This window comes from Streptomyces mutabilis (assembly GCF_046628145.1).
GTDB lineage: Bacteria > Actinomycetota > Actinomycetes > Streptomycetales > Streptomycetaceae > Streptomyces > Streptomyces mutabilis.
Window position 1 is genome coordinate 3,023,826 of sequence record NZ_CP176874.1, and the last position, 21,493, is coordinate 3,045,318.

The 21,493-nt window shown below is 72.9% G+C and carries 16 protein-coding genes and 1 tRNA gene; 2 read left to right on the forward strand and 15 right to left on the reverse strand.

The genetic code is table 11. From position 1 onward, the window contains the following. Positions 1 to 68: 68 nt before the first annotated feature. The gene (locus tag ACLIN4_RS13480; protein WP_307652742.1) at positions 69 to 1,520 is read right to left on the reverse strand and encodes an MFS transporter; all 1,452 of its coding nucleotides are present in this window, start codon (positions 1,518 to 1,520) and stop codon (positions 69 to 71) included. A gap of 193 nt (positions 1,521 to 1,713) precedes the next feature. On the opposite strand from ACLIN4_RS13480, the gene ACLIN4_RS13485 reads away from it, so the two are divergent. Next, positions 1,714 to 1,785 (forward strand) — tRNA-Cys (locus ACLIN4_RS13485). On the opposite strand, the gene ACLIN4_RS13490 is transcribed toward ACLIN4_RS13485, so the two are convergent. The 10 genes from ACLIN4_RS13490 to ACLIN4_RS13535 all read right to left on the reverse strand — a co-directional run bounded on the left by ACLIN4_RS13490 (position 1,757) and on the right by ACLIN4_RS13535 (position 13,989). Then, a complete protein-coding gene (locus tag ACLIN4_RS13490; RefSeq protein WP_107479051.1) occupies positions 1,757 to 2,308 on the reverse strand; it encodes an SUKH-4 family immunity protein in 552 nt (183 codons plus the stop codon). The two genes, ACLIN4_RS13485 and ACLIN4_RS13490, sit on opposite strands and share 29 nt — an antisense overlap. Before the next feature lie 171 nt (positions 2,309 to 2,479). Further along, on the reverse strand, positions 2,480 to 4,798 hold the full coding sequence (locus ACLIN4_RS13495) for a xanthine dehydrogenase family protein molybdopterin-binding subunit (protein ID WP_290012876.1): 2,319 nt from the start codon (positions 4,796 to 4,798) through the stop codon (positions 2,480 to 2,482). Further along, positions 4,795 to 6,993, reverse strand: a complete 2,199-nt coding sequence (locus tag ACLIN4_RS13500; protein WP_411575815.1) for a (2Fe-2S)-binding protein — start codon at positions 6,991 to 6,993, stop codon at positions 4,795 to 4,797. Before ACLIN4_RS13500 ends, ACLIN4_RS13495 begins: the two co-directional genes overlap by 4 nt. Further along, positions 6,990 to 7,883, reverse strand: a complete 894-nt coding sequence (locus tag ACLIN4_RS13505; protein WP_100045656.1) for an FAD binding domain-containing protein — start codon at positions 7,881 to 7,883, stop codon at positions 6,990 to 6,992. Before ACLIN4_RS13505 ends, ACLIN4_RS13500 begins: the two co-directional genes overlap by 4 nt. A gap of 272 nt (positions 7,884 to 8,155) precedes the next feature. Next, positions 8,156 to 9,775, reverse strand: coding sequence for a beta-N-acetylhexosaminidase (locus ACLIN4_RS13510; protein ID WP_289903044.1), 1,620 nt, complete (start codon positions 9,773 to 9,775; stop codon positions 8,156 to 8,158). 1 nt (position 9,776) lies between these two features. Further along, the gene (locus ACLIN4_RS13515) at positions 9,777 to 10,622 is read right to left on the reverse strand and encodes a carbohydrate ABC transporter permease (protein ID WP_107478728.1); all 846 of its coding nucleotides are present in this window, start codon (positions 10,620 to 10,622) and stop codon (positions 9,777 to 9,779) included. Further along, a complete protein-coding gene (locus tag ACLIN4_RS13520; RefSeq protein ID WP_289903043.1) occupies positions 10,619 to 11,608 on the reverse strand; it encodes a carbohydrate ABC transporter permease in 990 nt (329 codons plus the stop codon). The genes ACLIN4_RS13515 and ACLIN4_RS13520 overlap by 4 nt, the downstream gene beginning before the upstream one ends. Next, positions 11,605 to 12,903, reverse strand: coding sequence for an extracellular solute-binding protein (locus ACLIN4_RS13525; RefSeq protein ID WP_290012868.1), 1,299 nt, complete (start codon positions 12,901 to 12,903; stop codon positions 11,605 to 11,607). The genes ACLIN4_RS13520 and ACLIN4_RS13525 overlap by 4 nt, the downstream gene beginning before the upstream one ends. A gap of 198 nt (positions 12,904 to 13,101) precedes the next feature. Continuing rightward, a complete protein-coding gene (locus ACLIN4_RS13530; protein WP_071528725.1) occupies positions 13,102 to 13,386 on the reverse strand; it encodes a DUF3039 domain-containing protein in 285 nt (94 codons plus the stop codon). Positions 13,387 to 13,416: 30 nt separating this feature from the next. After that, complete coding sequence (locus tag ACLIN4_RS13535) at positions 13,417 to 13,989, reverse strand: YqgE/AlgH family protein (protein WP_179342565.1); 573 nt, start codon at positions 13,987 to 13,989, stop codon at positions 13,417 to 13,419. 235 nt (positions 13,990 to 14,224) lie between these two features. On the opposite strand from ACLIN4_RS13535, the gene murA reads away from it, so the two are divergent. Further along, the gene (murA, locus tag ACLIN4_RS13540; protein ID WP_100045650.1) at positions 14,225 to 15,571 is read left to right on the forward strand and encodes a UDP-N-acetylglucosamine 1-carboxyvinyltransferase; all 1,347 of its coding nucleotides are present in this window, start codon (positions 14,225 to 14,227) and stop codon (positions 15,569 to 15,571) included. A gap of 183 nt (positions 15,572 to 15,754) precedes the next feature. On the opposite strand, the gene ACLIN4_RS13545 is transcribed toward murA, so the two are convergent. From ACLIN4_RS13545 to ACLIN4_RS13560, 4 genes are all read right to left on the reverse strand, one after another. Beyond that, entirely contained in the window at positions 15,755 to 16,036 is a 282-nt protein-coding gene (locus ACLIN4_RS13545; RefSeq protein ID WP_043372451.1) for an HU family DNA-binding protein, read from the reverse strand. A 353-nt stretch (positions 16,037 to 16,389) separates the two neighbouring features. After that, entirely contained in the window at positions 16,390 to 17,805 is a 1,416-nt protein-coding gene (locus tag ACLIN4_RS13550) for an NAD-dependent malic enzyme (RefSeq protein WP_100045649.1), read from the reverse strand. A 416-nt stretch (positions 17,806 to 18,221) separates the two neighbouring features. After that, positions 18,222 to 20,534, reverse strand: a complete 2,313-nt coding sequence (locus ACLIN4_RS13555) for a HelD family protein (protein ID WP_179342564.1) — start codon at positions 20,532 to 20,534, stop codon at positions 18,222 to 18,224. A gap of 117 nt (positions 20,535 to 20,651) precedes the next feature. Next, the gene (locus ACLIN4_RS13560) at positions 20,652 to 21,431 is read right to left on the reverse strand and encodes a zf-HC2 domain-containing protein (protein WP_307652740.1); all 780 of its coding nucleotides are present in this window, start codon (positions 21,429 to 21,431) and stop codon (positions 20,652 to 20,654) included. Positions 21,432 to 21,493: the final 62 nt, after the last annotated feature.

The window sequence follows — 21,493 nt, forward strand, 5'->3', positions numbered from 1 at the left end:
CGGGGCGGGTCACCCCCGGGTGGGACGGACGTCACAGCCGCCGCGGCGGCACCGTGGCCCTCCGCGGTTCACCGCTGACGCAGCCGTGTCGCCACCCACGCCCCCACCAGCGCCACCCCCGCCATCGGCAGGAACACCGCCGCGAACGCGGCCGGGTGGGAGCCGGTCGCCTCCGTCGCCGCGTGGCTGACCGTGCCGCCGCCGAGGGCGGCGAAGGCCGCTCCCCCGGCCGACAGCAGGACCACGTTCGAGAGACCGTCGGAGATCTGGAGGGCGGCGGAGTTGGTGCCGGCCTCCTCGGGGGCGGAGAGCTTGAGCAGGAGCACGCTGGTGGAGGAGATCACCAGGCCCATGCCGAAGCAGCCGAAGCCCCAGGCGACGGCCACCGTCCAGGCGGGGACGGCGTCGATCAGCACGCTCGGTGCCGTGGCGATGGCCGCGGCCACCAGGATCATGCCGAGGGTCATCAGGCGCTCGCGGTGGGGTTCGAGGCGGGCGCGGGACTGGAGCCAGGAGCCCGCGGCCCAGGTCGCACCGCCCGCGGCCAGCGAGAGACCGGCCAGCGTGGGGCTGAGACCGCGCTGGGTGACCAGCATCAGCGGCACGAAGGACTCGGCGGCGATGAAGGACCCGGCGGCGACACCGCGCAGCAGGACGACGGAGGGCAGGCCGCGCACCGCCCGGTAGGTGCCGCGCGGCAGCAGCCCGAGGACCGCCGGCACGAGCAGTGCCACGCCCACCGCGCCGGGCAGCAGGGAGGCCCAGCGCAGGTCCTGGGCGGCGTACTGGAGCAGGCCGGCGCCCAGTGAGATGGCGAGGGCGAGGCGGATGCGGCGGCGGTCGAAGGAGGCTGGCGCCTCCGCCCCGCCCACCGGGCCGGCGGCGCGGCTGCGTATCTGCGGCAGCGCGAGGGCCAGCGGGATCACGACCAGCGCCGGGATGCCGACGAACACCCAGCGCCAGCCCAGGTGCTCGGTCACCGCGCCGGACGCCAGCGGGCCGACGATCGACGGGACGACCCAGCCCGCCGCGAACGCCGCCATGATCGCGGGCCGCAGCCGCTCGGGGTAGGCCCGCCCGACGACGACGTACAGCGCGACGATCACCAGTCCGCCGCCGAGTCCCTGCACGGCCCGGCCGAGGATGAACAGCCACATCGCCCCGGCCGTCCCGGACAGCACCAGCCCCGCCGCGAAGGCCGCGATCCCGCACGTCAGGGGCGCCAGCGGACCCCGCCGGTCCGACCACTGCCCCGAGAGCACCATCCCGAACAGGCTGGTCGTGAAGTACCCGGAGAACGCGAACGCGTAGAGCGACACCCCGTCCAGCTCCCGCGCCGCCACCGGCATCGCCGTCCCCACCGCGGTCGCCTCGAAGGCGATCAGCACGACGACGGAGACGATGCCGACACTCAGGGCGCGGTAGGCGCGGCTGAGCACGGTGTCGGCGGGCGGCGTGGGGCCGACGGTGGCGGGAGCGGGGACGGCGACGTCGGTGTCGCGGGGCTCAGGGACGGTCATGGTCGCCAGAGTAAGGGCCGAAGCATGCGTTGACCCCTGTCGGGAGGCGGTACGGGACCGGGACCTTGGTCGTACGACTCCCACCGCCGGGTTCCTTCATGAACGGCGTGTGGCAGTCGTGTTGCGGGACCTCCGGATACCTTGAGCCCTTCCCGCGCCCCGGCCTACGGTCGGGGCACCGAGTCAGTGACACGGCCGTGTGCCCGAGTGGCCCAGGGGCTCGCCTGCAAAGCGAGTTACGCGGGTTCGAATCCCGCCACGGCCTCCGATGCGCCCGCGCGGCGCAGCAGCCACAGTGTGAGGACGAGGGTCGAGACGTCCGGGGTGAGCGGGCGCAGGCTCGCGTCGGACGGGTGCCAGGTCAAGACCGTGCCCGTCGGGCCGTCCACGACCACGTCGCTGCCGTCGGGCAGGCGGCCCAGCCTGACGAGGTGATCGCCCGTCTCCTCCGGGGCCCCGTCGCCGTAGTGCTCCGCCAGGGTCGGCAGCGGTATCCCGTCGTCGTCCGCGTCGAGGGGGAACCCGTGCTCCGGCAGGCCGGTCTCGCGCAGGAAGCGGCGGGTGGGCTCGTGGGTGAGGGCCGGCGGGAAGTCGATGTCCTCGAAGCGGGCCACGCGGCCCCGGCCGAACTCGGCCACCAGGAAGCGGTACGACAGGTCCAGGGCCAGACCGGAGGCCGTGCGGCGGCCCGCCGACAGCAGCAGGCAGCCGATCACCGCCGCCGACGTCCAGAACAGCGGCACGCGCGCCGGTGTCCGCGTCGCCGTGTCCGTCGTGACCTCGTGCATCGTCTCCCCCGAGTGTGCGTGAGCGCGCTGTGTGCGGTGGGAGCGTCGGCCGTCCCCCACTGCTCCACAGCCTAGGGGTCACCACTGACAATGCCCCGGCCCACCGGACGCGCCCGTCCCTGTGGAGGACGCGTCCCGCACCCGGCGCGTTGCCTCACGCGCGCGGGCGGCTCAGTTCCCGGTCACCACCGCGGCCTGCGGCCGGACCGGGAGGCGGTTCACCGGGCGGCCGGTCGCGGCGCGTACGGCGGAGGCGACGGCCGCCGGGGAGGCCACCACCGGTACCGCGCTGACCGCCTTAGCGCCGAAGGGGGCGACGACGTCCCGCTCCTCGACGAGCTTCACGATCCGGATGTCGGGGGCGTCCAGCGCGGTCGGCAGGGCGTAGCCGGTCAGGTCGGGGTGGCGGATCAGGCCCCGCGGGGTGCGGAGGTTCTCCGTCAGCGCGATGCCGACGCCCTGGGTGACGCCCGCCTCGATCCGCGCGGTGAGCTGGGCCGGGTTCAGGACCCGGCCGACGTCCTGGGCGACGGCCAGCTCCACGACGCGTACCGAGCCGATCTCGATGTCGACGTCGACCACCGCGCGGATCGCGCAGAAGGCCATGCCGACGAAGGCGTCGCCCTGGCCGGTCTCGTCCAGGGGCTCGGTCGGGTGCGGGCGGCACTGGGCGGTGGCCCACAGTTCCTTGCCGTCCAGCGCCTCGGCGACGGTGGTCGACAGCACGCCGTCGTACGAGGTGATCTTGCCGTCGGCGATCTGGAGCAGCTCGGTGGACATCCCGAACTGGTGGGCCAGGGGCTGGAGGAGCTGGGTGCGGACCATCTTGGCCGCCCGTTCAACCGCGCCGCCCGACACCCAGGTGTGGCGTCCGCGGCAGCCCGCGCCGGCCGGGGGCTGGTCCGTGTCGACGGGCGCCACGTGCACCTCGTCGACGCCGAGGGTCTCCTGCACGATCTGCCGGGCGAGCGTGGTGAAGCCCTGGCCGGTCTCGACGGCCGCGCACAGCACCGTCGCCACGCCGTCCTGGACCTTCACGGTGGCCGTGGAGACCTCGTCCGCCCCCTCCGCGCCGAGCATGTGCACCATGCCGATGCCGTAGCCGACGCCCCGGCGCACCGCGCCCGGTTCACCCGCGCCCTCGGGACCGCCGGGCAGCAGCCACTCGTCCTCGGGGGTGTCCTTGGGGAGGGCGGGGAGCGGGAAGTCGCGGACCGCCTGGAGGAGTTCGGCGACGGGGGCCGGGCAGGTGACCGTCTGGCCGGTGGGCAGGACGTCGCCGGTGGCCAGGACGTTGCGCAGCCGCACCTCGGCCGGGTCCAGGCCGAGCTTCTTGGCGATCTTGTCCATCTGCGCCTCGTAGGCGGCGCACACCTGCATGGCGCCCTCGCCGCGGACGTGGCCGGAGGGCGGGTTGTTGGTGCGGACCGCCCAGCCCTCGATGAAGGCGTTCGGGACGACGTACGGGCCGCAGGCGAAGGCGACCGCGGCGGCCAGCGCGTCGGAGGAGGTGTCGGCGTAGGCGCCCGCGTCGAGCAGGATCTGCGCCTCGACCTTCACCACCCGGCCCTCGGCGTCCGCGTGGTGGCGGTAGCGCAGGAGGGTGGGGTGGCGGTGGACGTGGCCGAGGAAGGACTCCTCGCGCGTGGCGGTCAGTTTCACCGGGCAGCCGGTCTTCAGCGCGAGCAGGCCGAGCGGCAGCTGGAAGCCCTGGTCCTCGCGGTCGGCGGTGGCGCCGGGCACCCCGGTGACGACGACCTTCACCTGCTCGGGTGACAGGCCGTAGCAGTCGGCGGCCGTGTCGCGGTCGCCGTGCGGGTCGGTGGAGGCCAGGTACAGCTCCACGCCACCGTCCGGGCGCGGTACGGCCAGTCCCGCCTCGGCCCCTATGGGCGCCGGGTCCTGGCGGCCGATGCGGTACAGGCCCTCGACGACGACCTCGCCGGCCGCCTCCGGGTCGCCGTGCCGCAGCGGGATGTGCCGGATCAGGTTGCCGTCGGGGTGCAGGGGCTCGGCCTCGAAGGCCTGCTCCGGGTCGGTGACCGGGTCGAGCACCTCGTACTCGACGATGACGGCGGCGGCGGCCATCCGCGCGGTGTCCGGGTGGTCGGCGGCGACGGCGGCGATGGGCTCGCCGTGGTGGCGCACGACGTCGGAGGCGAACACCGGGCGGTCGGCGCGGGAGCCGCGTCCGTGCAGGGGGGCGCCGGGCACGTCCTCGTGCGTGACGACCGCCCGCACCCCGGGCATCTCGCGCGCGTGGGTGGTGTCGATGGACACGATGCGCGCGTGCGCGTGCGGTGAGCGCAGGACGGCCGCCCACAGCAGGCCCTCGGCCCACAGGTCGGCGGCGTACGGGAAGGTGCCCTCGGTCTTGGCGCGGGCGTCGGCGGGCGGCAGGGACGCGCCGAGGCCGTGCGGGATCGGCTCGGGGGCGGGAGCCGTCTCGGTGGCTCCCGTGGCCTCCGCAGTCGCGGCGTCGTTGCTCACGCGTGGCCTCCGTCCTGGCCGTGGGGCTGGTCGCCGTAGGGCTGGTCGTGCGGTTCCCAGGGCTGCGGCGCGGGTGCGTCGGGGGTCCCCGGCGGGGCGTGGGACTCGAAGGCCGACGGGTTGACGCCGCCGGCGCCCGGACCCGCCTGGTGCGGGATACGGGGCTCCTCGGCGTTCGTCTCGGGCGTCTCGGCGCCGGCGTGCGCCTCACGCTCGGCGACGACCTCCTTGACCGCCTCCAGGACGCCCCGGTAGCCGGAGCAGCGGCACAGGTTGCCGTACAGCGCCTGCCGGGTCTCCAGCTCGGTCGGCGCCGGGTTGCCCTCCAGGAGGTTGTGCACGGTCATCGCCATGCCGGGCACGCAGAAGCCGCACTGCACCGCGCCCCGCCGGGCCAGTGCCCGCTGCACGTCCGACGGCCGTCCGTCGGCGGCGAGGCCCTCGACCGTGCGCACCTCGCTGCCGGCCGCGGTGACGGCCGGTACCAGGCACGAGGCGACCAGCCGTCCGTCGACCTGCACGTTGCAGGCGCCGCACTCGCCCTGCGAGCAGCCGTCCTTGGCACCCGCGAGGCCGAGCCGCTCGCGCAGCACGTACAGCAGGGACTCGCCGATCCAGGCGTCGGTGACGGGCCGGTCGGCGCCGTTGACGCGCAGGACGTACGAGGCGAGGGGGTGCTCCTCGTGAGCACCCGAGGGGGCGGCGGGGGGCTGCTCCTGGTCGGCGGGGGGCTGTTCCCGGTCGGCGGGGGGCTGTTCCGGGTCGGCGGCCGTCGCGTCGACCGAGGCGGTCGGGTCGGCCGGATCGGTGTTCTGGATCGCCTGGTCGGTGCTCGGGGCGGTGGGGTCGGCGCGGTGGTCGTCGCCGGGTTCCGGCTCCGGGTTCCGCTCGGCCGCGGCGGCCGCAGTCACGGGCTCGGGCTCCGGCTCCGGCTCGCGGGCGTTCGCGGGCTCCCGCGCGGGCTCCTGCTCCCCCGCGGTTTCCGGGTCCCGTCCGGCTTCCGTGCCCTGTCCCGACCGGAGTTCCGGCTCGGGCTCGGACTCCGGGGCCTCCCGACCGGACTGCGGGGCCTGCTCCTGCCCGGCGACGGGCACGACGCCCCCCGAAGGCGCGTCAGCGTCCTCCCGCGCCACTTCCGGGCCAGGAGTGCCGTCCGTGCCCGGGGAGCCCTCCACGGCGCCCACAGGGGCCTCTCCGGCCGCCCGGGAAGCGTCGGCGCCCGGGTACTCGCCGGACTCGTGGAACTCCTCGGCGTCCCGGAACCCTCCGGACCCCTCGAACTCCCGCGCCCCGCCGAACTCCCCGGTCCCGTCGAACTCACCGTCCGCCACCGCGTCGTTCACCGTGTCGTCGGCCGCCGGTGCCCGGCGCGCGGCCTCCGGTGCCGGTGCGGGCGCTGCCGGGTACGGGCCGGCCGTGTTCCCGGGCGCGGGCGGCGTGGTCCCGGCAGGCCGCTCCACGGTGTCCGGCGCGGCCTGCTCCGTGCGGTCGCCCCACGGCTGCCCGGCCGACTGGGTCGCCCAGGGCGCGGGGGCACCGCCGGGCAGGGTGGCCGGGGCGGTGCCGCCCCACTGTTCGGCCAGGGACGACTGGGTGAACTCGCCCGACTCCTCGGGCAGGTCTCCGTCGGCGACGGGGATGGACCACTGCCCGGTCACGTCCTGGCCGGACGCGGCACCGGGCAGGGCACCGGACTCGGGCGCCGCGTGATCGGCCGCCCCGGCGCCGCCCGCGGCCTCGGAGAAGTCCCACTGGCCGGTGGCCGCGGGCCGGTAGGCGAACCGGTCGCCGTGCCCGGCGTTCGCGTCGTACGGTGCCGCTCCGCCGTAGGGGTCCTGCTGCGGGTACCCGGCGTACCCCTGCTGGTGCGGGTCGGCGGGCTCGTGACCGGCGTCCGGGGTGTGCCACTGCGTGCCGTCCACGGGTGCGGCCGGCATCGCCCAGGTGCCGGTGGCCGCCGGGTCGGTGCCGGCGGTGGTGGCGGGCGTCACCGTGATCTGCGGCGGCACGTAGCCGTGCCCGGGCGCGGCGAGCGGGCTGTCGGCGGAGGCCAGGAGGGCGTCCACACCGCCCTCGGGGAGCTTCACGAAGGCGGTGGCGCCGTCGTCGTAGTCGCCCTGGGGCAGCGGGTCCCAGCGTCCGCCGCTCGGGGGCGTGCCCTGTCCGTGCCGGTCGTCGTGCTGGTCGTCGGTCACGACAGCGCCCTCCCCAGTGCTCGTCGGGCCAGCGCGGCGACGGTGCGCCGCAGGTGCAGTACGGCGGGCGGCAGCTGCGGTACGGAGCCGTCCTCCGCCGGGGCCGCTTCGGGGATGCAGGCGGCGGCGACGTACTCGCCGAAGGCGTGCAGCGCCTCCGGGACGATCGCGCGGCCGTTGTCCCAGTCGATGAGCGAGGCCACCCACTGCTCGGCCTCCAGGGGCCGCAGCGGCATCGGCGCGATGGCGCCGACGGCGCACCGGACCCCGCGCCGGGCGGGGTCGAGGACGAGCGCGACGGAGGCCATCGCGCGCCCCGGGCCGGTGCGGCCGGTCGCCTTCAGGAAGACCTGGGGGGCGTGCAGCAGCGGCACGCGCACGTAGCCGATGAGTTCGCCCGCGCGGAGCATCTCCATGCCGGCCAGCAGGTGGGAGACCGGCACCTCCCGGCGGGCGCCGTCCGGGCCCGCGATGATCAGTGTCGCCTCCAGGGCGGCCAGCACCGGCAGCGCGTCGCCGGTGGGGGCGGCCGAGGCGATGTTGCCGCCCAGGGTGCCGGCGTTGCGGATCTGCGGCGGACCGGCGGCGCGCGCGGCGGCGGCGAGCGCCGGGATGAGCGCGGCGAAGTCGGGGCGGCCCATGCGGGCGTGGGTGAGTCCCGCGCCGAGCAGGGCGTGGCCGTCCTGGTACTGCCAGCCGCGGATCTCGCTGATCCGGCCGAGGCCCACCAGCGCGGCGGGCCTGAGCTGACCGGAGTTGACGGCGGCCATCAGGTCGGTGCCGCCCGCGACCGGCACGGCGGCGGGCACGGCGGCCAGTGCCGCCACGGCCTCGTCCAGTGTTGTGGGCAGCGTGACGGCCTGCGCCGCCTGCGGTGCGTGCGTGGTCAAACCGACTGCCCCTTCCCGCTGTCCCACCTGGTCCCGCCCATGTGGCCGTACCGTACGACCTCACAGGGCGGACGTGGCAACTCTGGCACATCTTCGCAGGGCCCGAACGCGGGGGTCCGCTAGGAGGCATTCGCCCGCCTCATTGACGAGATGGTCCGTTTTCGCACGTCTTCTCCGGACATCGCGCCGGTGACGGAGGTGGGCGCGGTGGGCGTGACTTGCCGGGAGTTGCCACTCTTCGGTGACGTTTCGGGGCTTCTTCCGGTGTTTCCCTACTTGTTCGGCGGCGGCCCGTCGATCGGCCGGCCCAGGACGCCGGGCCGCCGCTGCCAGGGCAGTGGGCCGCCGGGCGGACGGTAGGCGACGCCCAGCGCGTCGAGCCGCCGGTAATGGACCGCCATCCGCCGCTCGAAGGCGTCGAAGTCCCGTTCGTCCGGGGCGGGCAGGGCGCTCCAGGACACCTCGGCGAACGCGGCGAGCCGCGGGAACGTCTGGTAGTCCACCCGCTGCTGGTTCTCCATCACCTCGGTCCACACGTTCGCCTGGGTGCCGATCACGTGTTCCGCCTCGGACGGCGTCAGCTCCACCGGAACCGGTTCGAACCGGTAGACGTCCTCCAGGGTGCGCACGAAACCGATCGGCACGGGTTCGTCCTCGCCCGCGTGCTGCCGGTGGTCCAGGTAGACCTGCTGCTCGGGGCACATGACGACGTCGTGTCCGGCGCGCGCGGCGGCGATCCCGCCCGCGTACCCGCGCCAGGAGGACACGGCCGCACCCTTGGCCAGTCCGCCCTCGAGGATCTCGTCCCAGCCGATGAGCCGGCGTCCGCGTGCGGCGAGCCAGGTGTCGAAGTGCTGGATGAACCACGCCTGCAGTTCGTCCTCGTCGGCGAGTGCGAGTTCCTCGATGCGGGCCTGCGCGGTGGCGGAGCGCCGCCACTGGTCCTTGGGGCATTCGTCGCCGCCGATGTGGACGAACTCCGAGGGGAAGAGTTCCAGGAGTTCCTCGAACACGCCCTCGTAGAAGCGCAGGGTGTCGTCGGTGGGGGCGAGTACGTTCGGGGAGATGCCCCAGGTGTCCCAGACGGCGAGGGCGGTGGTGTCCACGACGTCGATGTTGCCGAGTTCCGGATAGGCGGCGATGGCGGCCTGGGAGTGGCCCGGTACGTCGATTTCCGGGACGACGGTGATGTGGCGTTCGGCGGCGTAGGCGACGATCTCCCGGATGTCGTCCTGGGTGTAGTAGCCGCCGTGGGGTTTGTCCTCCCACAAGGGCGAGGCGCGGTGCCCGAATTTGGTCCGCGAGCGCCAGGAGCCGTGCTCGGTGAGCCGGGGGTGGCGCTTGATCTCGACGCGCCAGCCCTGGTCGTCCGTCAGGTGGAAGTGCAGGACGTTGAGTTTGTGGGCCGCCATCAGGTCGAGGTAACGCAGCACGCCTTCCTTGGGCATGAAGTGCCGTGCGACGTCCAGCATGAGGCCGCGCCAGCCGAAGCGGGGGGCGTCCTGGATCCGCACCGCCGGCAGCCGCCAGCGGCGGCCGGGCAGCGGGGCGCGCCGGAAGGCGTCCGGGCCGAGCAGTTGCCGCAGCGTCTGGGCGCCCCAGAAGAGGCCCGCCGGACCACCGCCGGTGAGGTGCACGCCCGTCGGCGCGACGTCGAGGCGGTAGCCCTCGGTGGCGAGTTCGCCGTCGAGGGACAGCCGGATCTCGCCGCCGTCACCCGTCGCGGCGGCCAGCGGCAGGCCGGTGGCCGCGCCCAGCGTGGCCCGCAGCCAGCGCTCGGTGCGCCCGGCGCCGTCGTCCGCCACCAGCCCGGTGTCCGGGCCGAGCTCGAAGAAGGCGTCCTGGCTCGTCACGTGCTGTGGCTGGGGAATCACGTCGGTTGCTTCCGTCATGTCAGTCCTTCACCGCTCCGCCGAGGCCGGAGACGAGTCGTCGTTGCACGAGTACGAAGAAGACCAGCACCGGAATCGTCATCACGGTGGAGGCCGCCATCACGCCGCCCCAGTCGGGATCGTCCGGCTTGTAGAAGACCAGCAGCGCCATCGGCAGCGTCGACTGGGAGGTGTCGCTGATGATGAACGACTTGGCGAACAGGAAGTCGTTCCAGGTCGAGATGAACGAGAAGACACTGGTGGCGACCAGCCCCGGAAAGACCAGCGGGAAAAGGATCTGCCACAGGAATCGCGTCCGGCTCGCCCCGTCGATGCAGGCGGCCTCCTCCAGCGCCTCCGGTACGGCTTTCACGAAGCCCCGCAGCATCCAGATCGCGAAGGGCAGCGAGAAGGCGATGTGGGGCAGGATCAGCGAACCCAGCGTGTTCAACTGGCCGAAGTCCCGCATGAGGAAGAACAGCGGGATGGTGAGCGCCTCCACGGGCACCATCTGGGCCACCAGGAACATGATCAGCAGGGTGGTCCGGAAACGGAACCGGAAACGCGTCACCGCGGTCGCCGCGAGGAACGCGATCAGCGCCGAGGCGACCACGACGGTGCCCGCCACGAGCAGGCTGTTGAGAAAGTAGCGGCCGAATTCCTGCTGTCCGAAGACCCGCCGGAAGGAATCCAGCGTGGGGGTCAGCGTCCACGGCCGAGGCTCGCTCGACTCGATCTCCCCGGCCGGTTTGAAGGCGCTCAGCACCATCCAGTACAGCGGGAAGGCCACCGCGACGGCGATCAGCAGCGCCGACGCCTCGGCCGCCAGCCGCCACGGACGGCGCACGCGCAGGCGCGAAAGATTCACAGCTCCTCCCCCTGGCGGCGCAGCAGCCGCAGGTAGACCAGCGTCACGGCGAGCAGGATCAGCAGCATCACGACGCCGATCGCCGAGCCGAGGCTGTACTGCGAGGACGCGAAGGCCTTCTGGTAGGCGTAGACGTTGAGGACGAGGTTCTGGCCGGCGATGCCGCCGCCGTTCGTCATGACGTAGATCTGGGTGAAGACCTTGAAGTCCCAGATGACCGACTGGATGGTGACGACGACCAGGATGGGCCGCAGCATGGGCGCCAGCACCGACCGCCAGATCCGCCACTGCGAGGCGCCGTCGAGCGCGGCGGCCTCCAGCACCTCGCCCGGCACCGCGCGGATGCCGGCGTAGACGGTCACCATGACGAACGGGAACGAGCACCACACCACTTCGAGCAGGACGAGCGCGAAGGCGCTGTACCGCCCGTACGTCCAGGAGTGGTCGCCGAGACCGAGCACCCGGTTGACCGGGCCGAAGTCCGGGTCGAACAGGAGCAGCCAGACCGTCGACCCGGTGACCGCCGGGGTCGCCCAGGCGCCCAGCGCCGCGAGCATCAGCACGAGCCGCGGCACGGCCCGCACCCGCGTGAGCAGCACGGCGAGCGCACACCCGACGGCCAGCGTCGACACCACGCACGCCGCCGCGAACACGACGGTGGCCACCAGCACCCGCCAGAACTGCGCGTCCCCGAAGAGCTCGGCGTAGTTCCCGAACCCCTGGAAGGTGGTCGGCTCCCCACCGGACACCTGGGCCTGCGTGTACTCCAGGAAGGAGATCAGCCCGAGCTGGTAGACGGGGTAGACGAGCAGCCCGCCGAGGACGACGAGAGCGGGCGCGAGATACAACCAAGGGGTGCTGGAGGCGCCCCTCGAGGGGTGCGGGGCTGTGTTGGATCCGCGGCTGCCGCCGCGTGGGCGCGACGAGCCACGACGGCGCCTCACCCGCAATCGCACCGCACCGCCCGAGCCGGGAGGCGCACTCATCCGGCGGAGCCGAACGCGTCGTCCATCTTCCGGGCCGCGTCCCCCGCGGCGGCCCCCACGTCCTTCCTGCCGCTCACCACCTCCTGGAACATCGTCGGCAGCACCAGCGACGAATCGATCGTCGCCCAGGCCGCCGAAGCCGGCACGAACTTCGTGCCCGCCGCGAGGGTGTCCACGAACGGCTTCACGAACGGCTCCTCGGCCGCGACCCGTTGCCGTACGTCCGTGAAGGTGGGCAGGAAGCCCATCGCGTCGAACAGTTCGCCCTGCGCCTCCTTCGACGCGAGCCGCTTCATCAGGTCCACGGCCAGGGTGCGGTGCGAGGTGCTCTTGAGCACGCCGATGTTGTTGCCGCCCGCGAAGGCCGGGGCGATCGAACCGGGCCGCACGCCGGGCAGCGGCACGACCGCGTACTCGCCCTTCACCTCACCGGCCTCCACGGCCTGGCGGCTGAAGTCGCCGGCGATCGCCATGCCCGCCTTGCCGGAGGCGAACGCCGTGACGGTGTCGTTGCCGCCCATGCCGGCGCACTTGGCGGCGGGGCAGTTGTCGTCCCCGAACAGGGACGTGTACGCCTCGATGCCCTTCTGCGCGGCGGCGCCGTCGATGGCGGAGGCGTACGAGCCGCCCTTGCCGGTGGCGAGTTCGCCGCCGTTGGCCCAGATGAAGGGCATGGCACCGTAGGTGTAGGCGCCGCCGACGGCGATGCCGTAGAGGCCGGGCTTCTCGGCCCGGATCGTCTTCGCGGTGGACGCCAGTTCGTCCAGCGACCTGGGGGGCTTCAGGCCGAGTTCGTCGAAGACGTCGGTGCGGTAGTACAGGGCGCGGACGCCGACGAAGTACGGGGCGCCGTAGACCTTGCCGTCCACGGTGACCGACTGGCGGGCGGTGGGGTCGGTGTCCTTCGCCTCGTCCCAGGTCCCGAACTCCTCGGTGACGTCCAGGAGTCCGCCGTCCTTCACGTAGCCGGCGGTGTCCGTGTTGCCGTACTCGATGACGTCGGGGGCACTGCCGGGGTCGTTGAAGGCGGCCTTGATGCGCTGGGCACGGGTCTCGACCGGGATGTACTCGACGGTGACCTTCGTGTCCTCGTGGGCCTTCTCGAAGCCGGCGAGGACCGCGTCGACGGCCCTCTCCTTGGGCTTGTTGTTGACCTCCTGGAAGAGCCAGACCCTCAGCGTGCCGCTCTTCTCGTCCTCGCCGGAGGAGGAGTTGTCGGAGGTCTGGGGGGCGCAGGCGGTCGCGGTGACGACGGCGGCGGCCAGCAGGACGGCCAGGCGTGGGGCGAGCTTCATGGAGTGATCCTCCGGACGTGCGTTGCAACATATGCAATGACGATTTCGCTCTGCACAACATCCAGGAGGTTATGGACTACATGAACATGTCCACAAGAGGTCTCAACCACTTCGTGACAACGCGAAGGCCCCCGGAGTGCGCGCGGGCACACTCCGGGGGCCTTCGGGACGTCTGAAAGGTCCGAAGGGGCAGGGGCGCTACTTCTTGCCGCCGTCCTTGCCCTCGTCCCCGCCGCCGCTCATGGACTCGTAGATCTCCTTGCACATGGGGCAGACCGGGTACTTCTTCGGGTCACGGCCCGGTACCCAGACCTTGCCGCACAGCGCCACGACGGGGGTGCCGTCGAGGGCACTCGCCATGATCTTGTCCTTCTGGACGTAATGGGCGAAGCGCTCGTGGTCGCCGTCGCCGTGGGACACCTGTGGCGTCGGCTCTACGAGGGTCCCCGTACCAGTCCCGCGCTCGGGCTCGAGAGTGCTCATAACCGCCAAGGGTACTGAAGCTCACACGCTTCAGTTGAGAGACGGGTCGTCCGGATACGTCGCCACCATCGCCAGGTCGCCCCGCTGGCGGCGCAGCACCTCGCGCCAGAGTCTCTCCGGGACCGGGCAGGACACGTCGCCGGGCTCGGACTCGACCACGTACCAGGCCCCCTCCCCCAGCTCGCCCTCCAGCTGGCCGGGCCCCCAGCCCGCGTACCCGGCGAAGATCCGCAGGGCGCCCACGGCCGGCGCCAGCAGCTCCGGCGGCGCCTCCAGGTCGACCAGGCCGATCGCCCCGTGCACCCGGCGCCAGCCCAGCGGCGCCCGCTCGCCGGAGGCCCCGCCGGGGACCACGGCGACGCCGAGCGCCGAGTCGAGGGAGACCGGGCCGCCCTGGAAGACGACGCCGGGCTCGCCGGCCAGATCCGCCCAGCCCTCCAGGATGTCGCCCACGTCGACCGGCGTGGGACGGTTGAGGACGACACCGAGGGAGCCCTCCTCGTCGTGGTCGAGGAGGAGCACCACCGCACGCTCGAAGTTCGGGTCCGCCAGGGCGGGCGTTGCCACGAGCAGCCGCCCCGTGAGCGAGGACACCTCGGTCATGCCTGACATGATCCCGCATGTTCCCCTGTCGTGGGGAGGCAATCGGGGGCACGAGGGTGAACACGCACCCCGCGCACGCTCCACGGCCGTGACCCCCTGTGCGCGCCGGTGAACGCCGCGTGTTGTGACAAATCCATGACGTTGCCGGACCGTGCGCGGGCTTACTCGGCGGGGGTACAAGGCGATTACCCTTTCCCTTCTGGCCCCTGCCCGAACCCCACGGAACGCGAGATTCATGACCGTCAACGGCACTGATGACGTACTGCTTGTCCACGGCGGGACCCCGCTGGAGGGCGAGATCCGGGTCCGCGGTGCGAAGAACCTCGTGCCGAAGGCCATGGTGGCCGCCCTGCTGGGCAGTGCGCCGAGCCGGCTGCGCAACGTGCCGGACATCCGCGACGTGCGGGTCGTACGCGGGCTGCTGCAGCTGCACGGGGTGACCGTCCGCCCGGGTGAGGAGCCCGGCGAGCTGGTCCTCGACCCCTCCCACGTGGAGAGCGCGAACGTCGCCGACATCGATGCCCACGCGGGCTCGTCGCGCATCCCGATCCTGTTCTGCGGCCCGCTGCTGCACCGCCTCGGGCACGCCTTCATCCCGGGCCTGGGCGGCTGCGACATCGGCGGCCGGCCCATCGACTTCCACTTCGAGGTGCTGCGGCAGTTCGGCGCGAAGATCGAGAAGCGTGCGGACGGCCAGTACCTGGAGGCCCCGCAGCGGCTGCGCGGCACCAAGATCCGGCTGCCGTACCCGTCCGTCGGCGCGACCGAGCAGGTGCTGCTGACGGCGGTGCTGGCCGAGGGCGTCACGGAGCTGTCCAACGCGGCCGTCGAGCCGGAGATCGAGGACCTGATCTGCGTCCTGCAGAAAATGGGCGCGATCATCGCGATGGACACCGACCGCACGATCCGCATCACGGGCGTGGACGAGCTGGGCGGTTACACCCACCGCGCCCTCTCGGACCGCCTGGAGGCCGCCTCCTGGGCCTCGGCGGCACTGGCGACCGAGGGCAACGTCTACGTCCGCGGCGCCCAGCAGCGGTCGATGATGACCTTCCTGAACACCTTCCGGAAGGTGGGCGGCGCCTTCGAGATCGACGACGAGGGCATCCGCTTCTGGCACCCGGGCGGCCGGCTCAAGTCCATCGCCCTGGAGACGGACGTGCACCCCGGCTTCCAGACGGACTGGCAGCAGCCCCTGGTGGTCGCCCTGACGCAGGCCACGGGCCTGTCCATCGTCCACGAGACGGTCTACGAGTCCCGGCTGGGCTTCACCTCCGCGCTCAACCAGATGGGCGCCCACATCCAGCTCTACCGCGAGTGCCTGGGCGGCTCCGACTGCCGCTTCGGCCAGCGCAACTTCCTGCACTCGGCCGTCGTCTCCGGCCCGACCAAGCTGGAGGGCGCCGACCTGGTCATCCCCGACCTGCGCGGCGGCTTCTCGTACCTGATCGCCGCCCTCGCGGCCCAGGGCACCTCCCGGGTCCACGGCATCGACCTGATCAACCGCGGCTACGAGAACTTCATGGAGAAGCTCGTGGAGCTGGGCGCGAAGGTCGAGCTGCCGGGCAAGGCGCTCGGCTAGCACTCCCCGGACACGCCGATGGGGCGGTCACCCGAGATCGGGTGACCGCCCCATCGGCGTTGAGCGAAACGCCCCTGAAGGGGCGCGGGGAACTGCGCGACCAGCCACGACGAACCCGCAGCCGCGCACGGCCGCAGCCCGAACGGACGGTCCGCGCAGTCCCCGGCACTCCGAGCGGAGCGCTTACTTGCCCTTGGCGGCTTCCTTGAGCTTGGAGCCCGCGGAGACCTTGACGCTGTAGCCGGCCGGGATCTGGATCGGCTCGCCGGTCTGCGGGTTGCGGGCGGTGCGAGCGGCACGGTGGGTGCGCTCGAAGGTCAGGAAGCCGGGGACGGTGACCTTCTCGTCGCCCTTGGAGACGATGTCGCCGACGACGTCGGCGAACGCGGCCAGCACGGCGTCGGCGTCCTTGCGGGTCACCTCGGCGCGGTCGGCCAGCGCGGCCACCAGCTCACTGCGGTTCATGTTGTTACTCCCGTGTTCTTCTTGCCGTTGAGGCGTGCCACGCGGCGGAGCCGCATGATGGGCACAGCGATGCCGATGCTGCCAGGGGCCTCGGACACTCCCCGGACCCGGGTCGGTCGTCAGACCCTCGCGCCCAGGGAGGCATCCTGCCTCCACCTGCGGCGGTAAAGCCAATCCGGCACCCCCAGGAGTCGTGAGAACACCCTTGGGAGTCACACGATGGAGAGGGCCTGAGCCTTGCGCCACCCTAGAGGGCGATGCGAGGCCCGCCGTCCCGCGACGCGCCGACGGGGCGGCCCGCGCAGGTGATCCTCACCACCGCGACACGGGCCGCCTGAGCTCGTCGGAGAGACCTACGCCACCACTCCGGCGGCCTTGGCCGCTTCCCGCACGGCGCCCGCGACCGCGCCGGCGACCTTGTCGTTGAAGACGCTCGGGATGATGTAGTTCGGGTTCAGCTCGTCCTCGGTCACCACGTCCGCCAGGGCGTGCGCGGCGGCCAGCATCATCTCGGTGTTGACCGTGCGGGACTGGGCGTCCAGCAGGCCGCGGAAGACGCCCGGGAAGACCAGCACGTTGTTGATCTGGTTCGGGAAGTCGGAGCGGCCCGTGGCCACGACCGCCGCGCTCTGGCGGGCGATGGCCGGGTCCACCTCGGGGTCCGGGTTCGCGAGCGCGAACACGATCGCGCCGTCCGCCATGGCGGCCACGTCGTCGCCGTCCAGGACGTTGGGGGCCGAGACGCCGATGAAGACGTCCGCGCCGTGCACGGCCTCCTTCAGGGTGCCGGTGAGGCCCTCGGGGTTGGTGTTGTCGGCGATCCAGCGCAGCGCCGACTCCGGGGCGGCGTCGACCAGGTCGGCGCGGCCGGCGTGCACGACGCCGTGGATGTCGGCGACCACGGCGTTCTTGACCCCGGCGGCGAGCAGCAGCTTGAGGATGGCCGTACCGGCGGCGCCGGCGCCGGACATGACGACCCGTACGTTCTCGATCGGCTTGTCCACCACGCGCAGGGCGTTGGTGAGGGCGGCGAGGACGACGATGGCGGTGCCGTGCTGGTCGTCGTGGAAGACCGGGATGTCCAGGGCCTCGCGCAGCCGTGCCTCGATCTCGAAGCAGCGCGGCGCGGAGATGTCCTCCAGGTTGATGCCGGCGAAGCCCGGGGCGATGGCCTTGACGATCTCGACGATCGCGTCGGTGTCCTGGGTGTCCAGGCAGATCGGCCAGGCGTCGATGCCGGCGAACCGCTTGAACAGGGCCGCCTTGCCCTCCATCACCGGCAGCGCGGCCTTCGGGCCGATGTTGCCGAGGCCGAGGACCGCCGAGCCGTCCGTCACGACCGCAACGGAGTTGCGCTTGATGGTGAGGCGGCGGGCGTCCTCGGGGTTCTCGGCGATCGCCATGCAGACGCGGGCCACGCCGGGCGTGTAGACCATGGAGAGGTCGTCACGGTTGCGGATGGGGTGCTTCGACGCCATCTCGATCTTGCCGCCGAGGTGCATCAGGAAGGTACGGTCGGAGACCTTGCCCAGGCTGACGCCCTCGATGCCGCGCAGCCGCTCCACGATCTCGTCGGCGTGGGAGGTCGAGCCGGCGGCGATGGTGACGTCGATCCGGAGCTTGTCGTGGCCGGACGCCGTGACGTCGAGGCCGGTGACGGAGCCGCCGGAGGACTCGACCGCCGTGGTGAGCTGCGAGACCGCTGTTCCGCCGGCGGGCACCTCCAGCCTGACCGTCATCGAGTAGGAGACGCTGGGCGCCGTTGCCATGGCCGACTTCCTCTGCTTTCACCGTGTAACTGCGTTGTGCCGTCCGATCGTCGCACCTACCACCGAGTACGTGGTAGCCGCCCCGGGTTGCGGACTTTGTGTTCGCGCGCCGTCCACTCCGGGGACCGTCGCTTTCGGAAAACGACTTCCACCATACGAGAAGTAGGTCCCCTAGGGAAGGGGGTGCCCCCAGCGGTGCGCGAGTCCGGGAAAGAACCCGCGGGACGGGAATTGCCTTGCGGGGATCGTTTGTTACCTTGGACGTGGCACCGGCTCGATCCAAGCCCCCGGGCCCAACCTTCGTCGCTACGAGCGACCACTTGCCGCGAGGCGAGCATGGCGGGTCGGTGCCACTTGTACGAAGACGAGAGGCCCGCGCCGTCGGACGGCGCGGGCCTCTCGCACGTGCCGGTGACTCAGTCCCGCAGGAGGTCCGGCACCCCCGCGGCGTCCGGCTCGTCCCGCTCGCACGAGACCACCGTCAGCTGCTGGGTGGCCCGGGTGAGCGCCACGTACAGCACCCGCAGTCCGGCGGGCGACTCGTCGGCGATCTCGGCTGGGGAGACGACCACCGTGGCGTCGTACTCCAGGCCCTTGGCCTCCAGGCTGCCCAGCGCCACCACGCGGTCGCCGAGCCCGGCCAGCCAGCGCCGGGCCTCCTCGCGGCGGTTCATGGCGACCACGACTCCGACGGTGCCGTCGACGAGGTCCAGCAGCCGGGCCGCCTCCGCCCGCACGGTCTCCTCCAGGGAGTCCGTCGCGACCGCGAAGCGCGGTTCCACGCCCGTCGAGCGGACGGCCGCCGGGGACTGCGAGCCCGGCATGGCCAGGGCCAGCACCTTCGCCGCCAGCTCGGCGATCTCGGCCGGGTTGCGGTAGTTCACGGTCAGCTCGAAGCGGCGGCGCGGGCGGGTGCCCAGGGCCTCGTCGCGGGCCGCAGCCGCCTCGTCGGGGTCGGACCAGGAGGACTGGGCCGGGTCGCCGACGACCGTCCACGTGGCGTGCCGGCCGCGGCGGCCCACCATCCGCCACTGCATCGGGGTGAGGTCCTGGGCCTCGTCCACGATGACGTGGGCGTACTCGACGCGCTCCTGCGCGAGGCGCTCGGCGCGCTCCCGCTGGGTCTCCTCGCGCTGCGGCATCAGCTCCTCCAGGCCGGTGAGCTGGTCCAGCGGGTCCAGCTCGCGCCGCTTGCGGGGGCGGGCCGGGGCGCCGAGGACGGCCTGGAGCTCGTCGAGCAGGGCGATGTCGTGCACGGAGTGGCCCTCGCGCCGCAGCGACCGGGCCACCTTGCGGACCTCGCCCGGGTTGAGCACGCGCCGGGCCCAGCGGCCCAGTTTCCGCTCGTCCGCCATGGCCGCCAGCACGGCGGCCGGGGTCAGCTCGGGCCACCAGGCGTCGAGGAATGCGAGGAAGGCGTCCTCGGAGCTGACGTCCTCGTCGAAGGAGGAGCGCAGCTCGGCGGCGAGCTCCGGGTCGGTGTGCCGGCCGGCGGCGCCGGACTTGGCCCACAGGGCGTCCAGGAGCAGCCGGCGGGCGCGGGGGCGCAGCAGGTTGACGGGGGCGGTGCCGCCGAGGGCGGTGCGGCGGATGCCGGCCAGCTCCTCGGCCTCCAGTTCGAGGCGGCGGCCGAAGGCGACGACCCTCAGCAGCGTCGGCGACCCCTCCGGCTCCAGCGCGCCGCGCGCGGCCCGGCGCAGCACCTTCAGCATGCGCGAGGAACCCTTGGCGCGGGCGGTGGCCGGCGAGTCGTACAGCGTGGCCTCGGCGCCGTCGACCAGGGAGCCGATGGCGCGGATGGCGACCTGCCCCTCCTCGCCGAGGGAGGGCAGCACGCCCTCGGTGTACGCCACCAGCAGCGGGGTCGGCGAGACGATCAGGATGCCGCCCGCGTACCGGCGCCGGTCCTGGTAGAGCAGGTAGGCGGCGCGGTGCAGGGCGACGGCGGTCTTGCCGGTGCCGGGGCCGCCCTCGACGTAGGTCACGGAGGCGGCGGGGGCGCGGATGACCAGGTCCTGCTCGGCCTGGATGGAGGCGACGATGTCCCGCATGGAGTGCGTACGGGCCTGGCCGAGGGCGGCCATCAGGGCGCCGTCACCGACGACGGCCAGTTCCTCGCCGTCCAGGCTCGCCTTGATCTCGGGCCGCATCAGGTCGTCCTCGACGCCGAGGACGCGCCGCCCCTTGGAGCGGATCACCCGGCGCCGCACGACGCGGCCCGGGTCGACCGGTGTGGAGCGGTAGAAGGGCGCGGCGGCGGGCGCCCGCCAGTCGATGACCAGCGGCGCGTAGTCCTCGTCCAGGACGCCGATACGGCCGATGTGCAGGGTCTCGGCGATGTCGGCGGTGCCGTCGGGCCTGAGGGCGCCCTCGGCGGGCTCCACGGCCGTGTAGGCGCCGTCGGGGCCCTTCTTGCCGTCCTTGCCGAGGAGCAGGTCGATACGGCCGAAGAGGAAGTCCTCGAACTCGTTGTTCAGACGGCTGAGGTGGACGCCGGCCCGGAAGACCTGGGCGTCGCGCTCGGCCAGCGCGCCGGGGGTGCCGACCTGGCCGCGCTGCGCGGCGTCGTTCATGAGGAACTCGGCCTCGTGGATCTTCTCCTCGAGGCGGCGGTACACCCGGTCCAGGTGTGCCTGTTCCACGCTGATCTCTCGGTCCCGTACGGAGTCCTCCCGTACGGGGTCGTGCACCGAGTCGACCGCTGAGTCCTGTTGCGCCTGTGCGGCCACCGGGCCCCCTTCTGACGTGCTGGGCAGCCGTCAAAGGTACGCGAAGGGGACGCCGGAAGCCACGGCGCGGCCCGGGGCCGTCCCGGGACCGTCCGCCGGACAGGCCCCGGGACGGCCTCAGGCGTCCACCTCCACCAGCCGCTCGCCGTCGAAGGTCATGACCTCGAAGTGGTCGATCTGGTTGGGTTCGAAGGCGGCGCCGCCGTGCACGTAGAGGGGCTTCTTGGCCTTCTCGGTGGTGGCGTCCGGGATGCCGTAGCCCCAGTCCGGGACCGTCCAGGAGCTGAGCGTCTCGCGCTCGCCGTTCTTGCCGACGGCGATCAGGGAGCACTTCTGGGGGCCCTTGACGTTCTTCAGCTCCAGCACCGCCTCGGTGCCCCACGCCTTCTTCTCCAGGGCGACGGTCGCGCTGACCCGGGTGGCGGGGTCGGTGGCGGTGACGCGGTCGGGCATCTCGGCGAAGGCGGACTCGGCGGGGCTGCCGGCCTGCCGCGTCGCCTCGGTCTTCTTGCCGCCGCCGTCGTCACCGCCGCCGCCCGTGGTCGCCACGGCGGCGAACGGGCCGCCGATGATCAGCGCGGCGGCGGTGCCCACCAGGTAGAAGTTGCGGCGCCGCTTGCTCGCGCGGCGCTCGGCGACCTCGTCGACGAGCTTCTCCGCCAGCGCCGGGCTCGGCCTCGCCGTCAGCGACTCGGCGATCGCGGGCGTACCGGTGCCGGGGAGGTCCGCGAGGGCGGCCATCATCGGCTCCATCCCCGCCAGTTCGTCGAGCTGCTGGGCGCACCACTCGCAGCCGGCGAGGTGGGCCTCGAAGGCGGTGGCCTCCGCGTCGTCGAGGATGCCGAGGGCGTAGGCGCCGACGGTCTCGTGCTCGTTCGACGCCGGTGATCCCTGCATGGGGACAGAATTACCCGTGTCGCCCGGGCCGAATCCCCCGCCGAATCCCTGAGCGCCCCCGT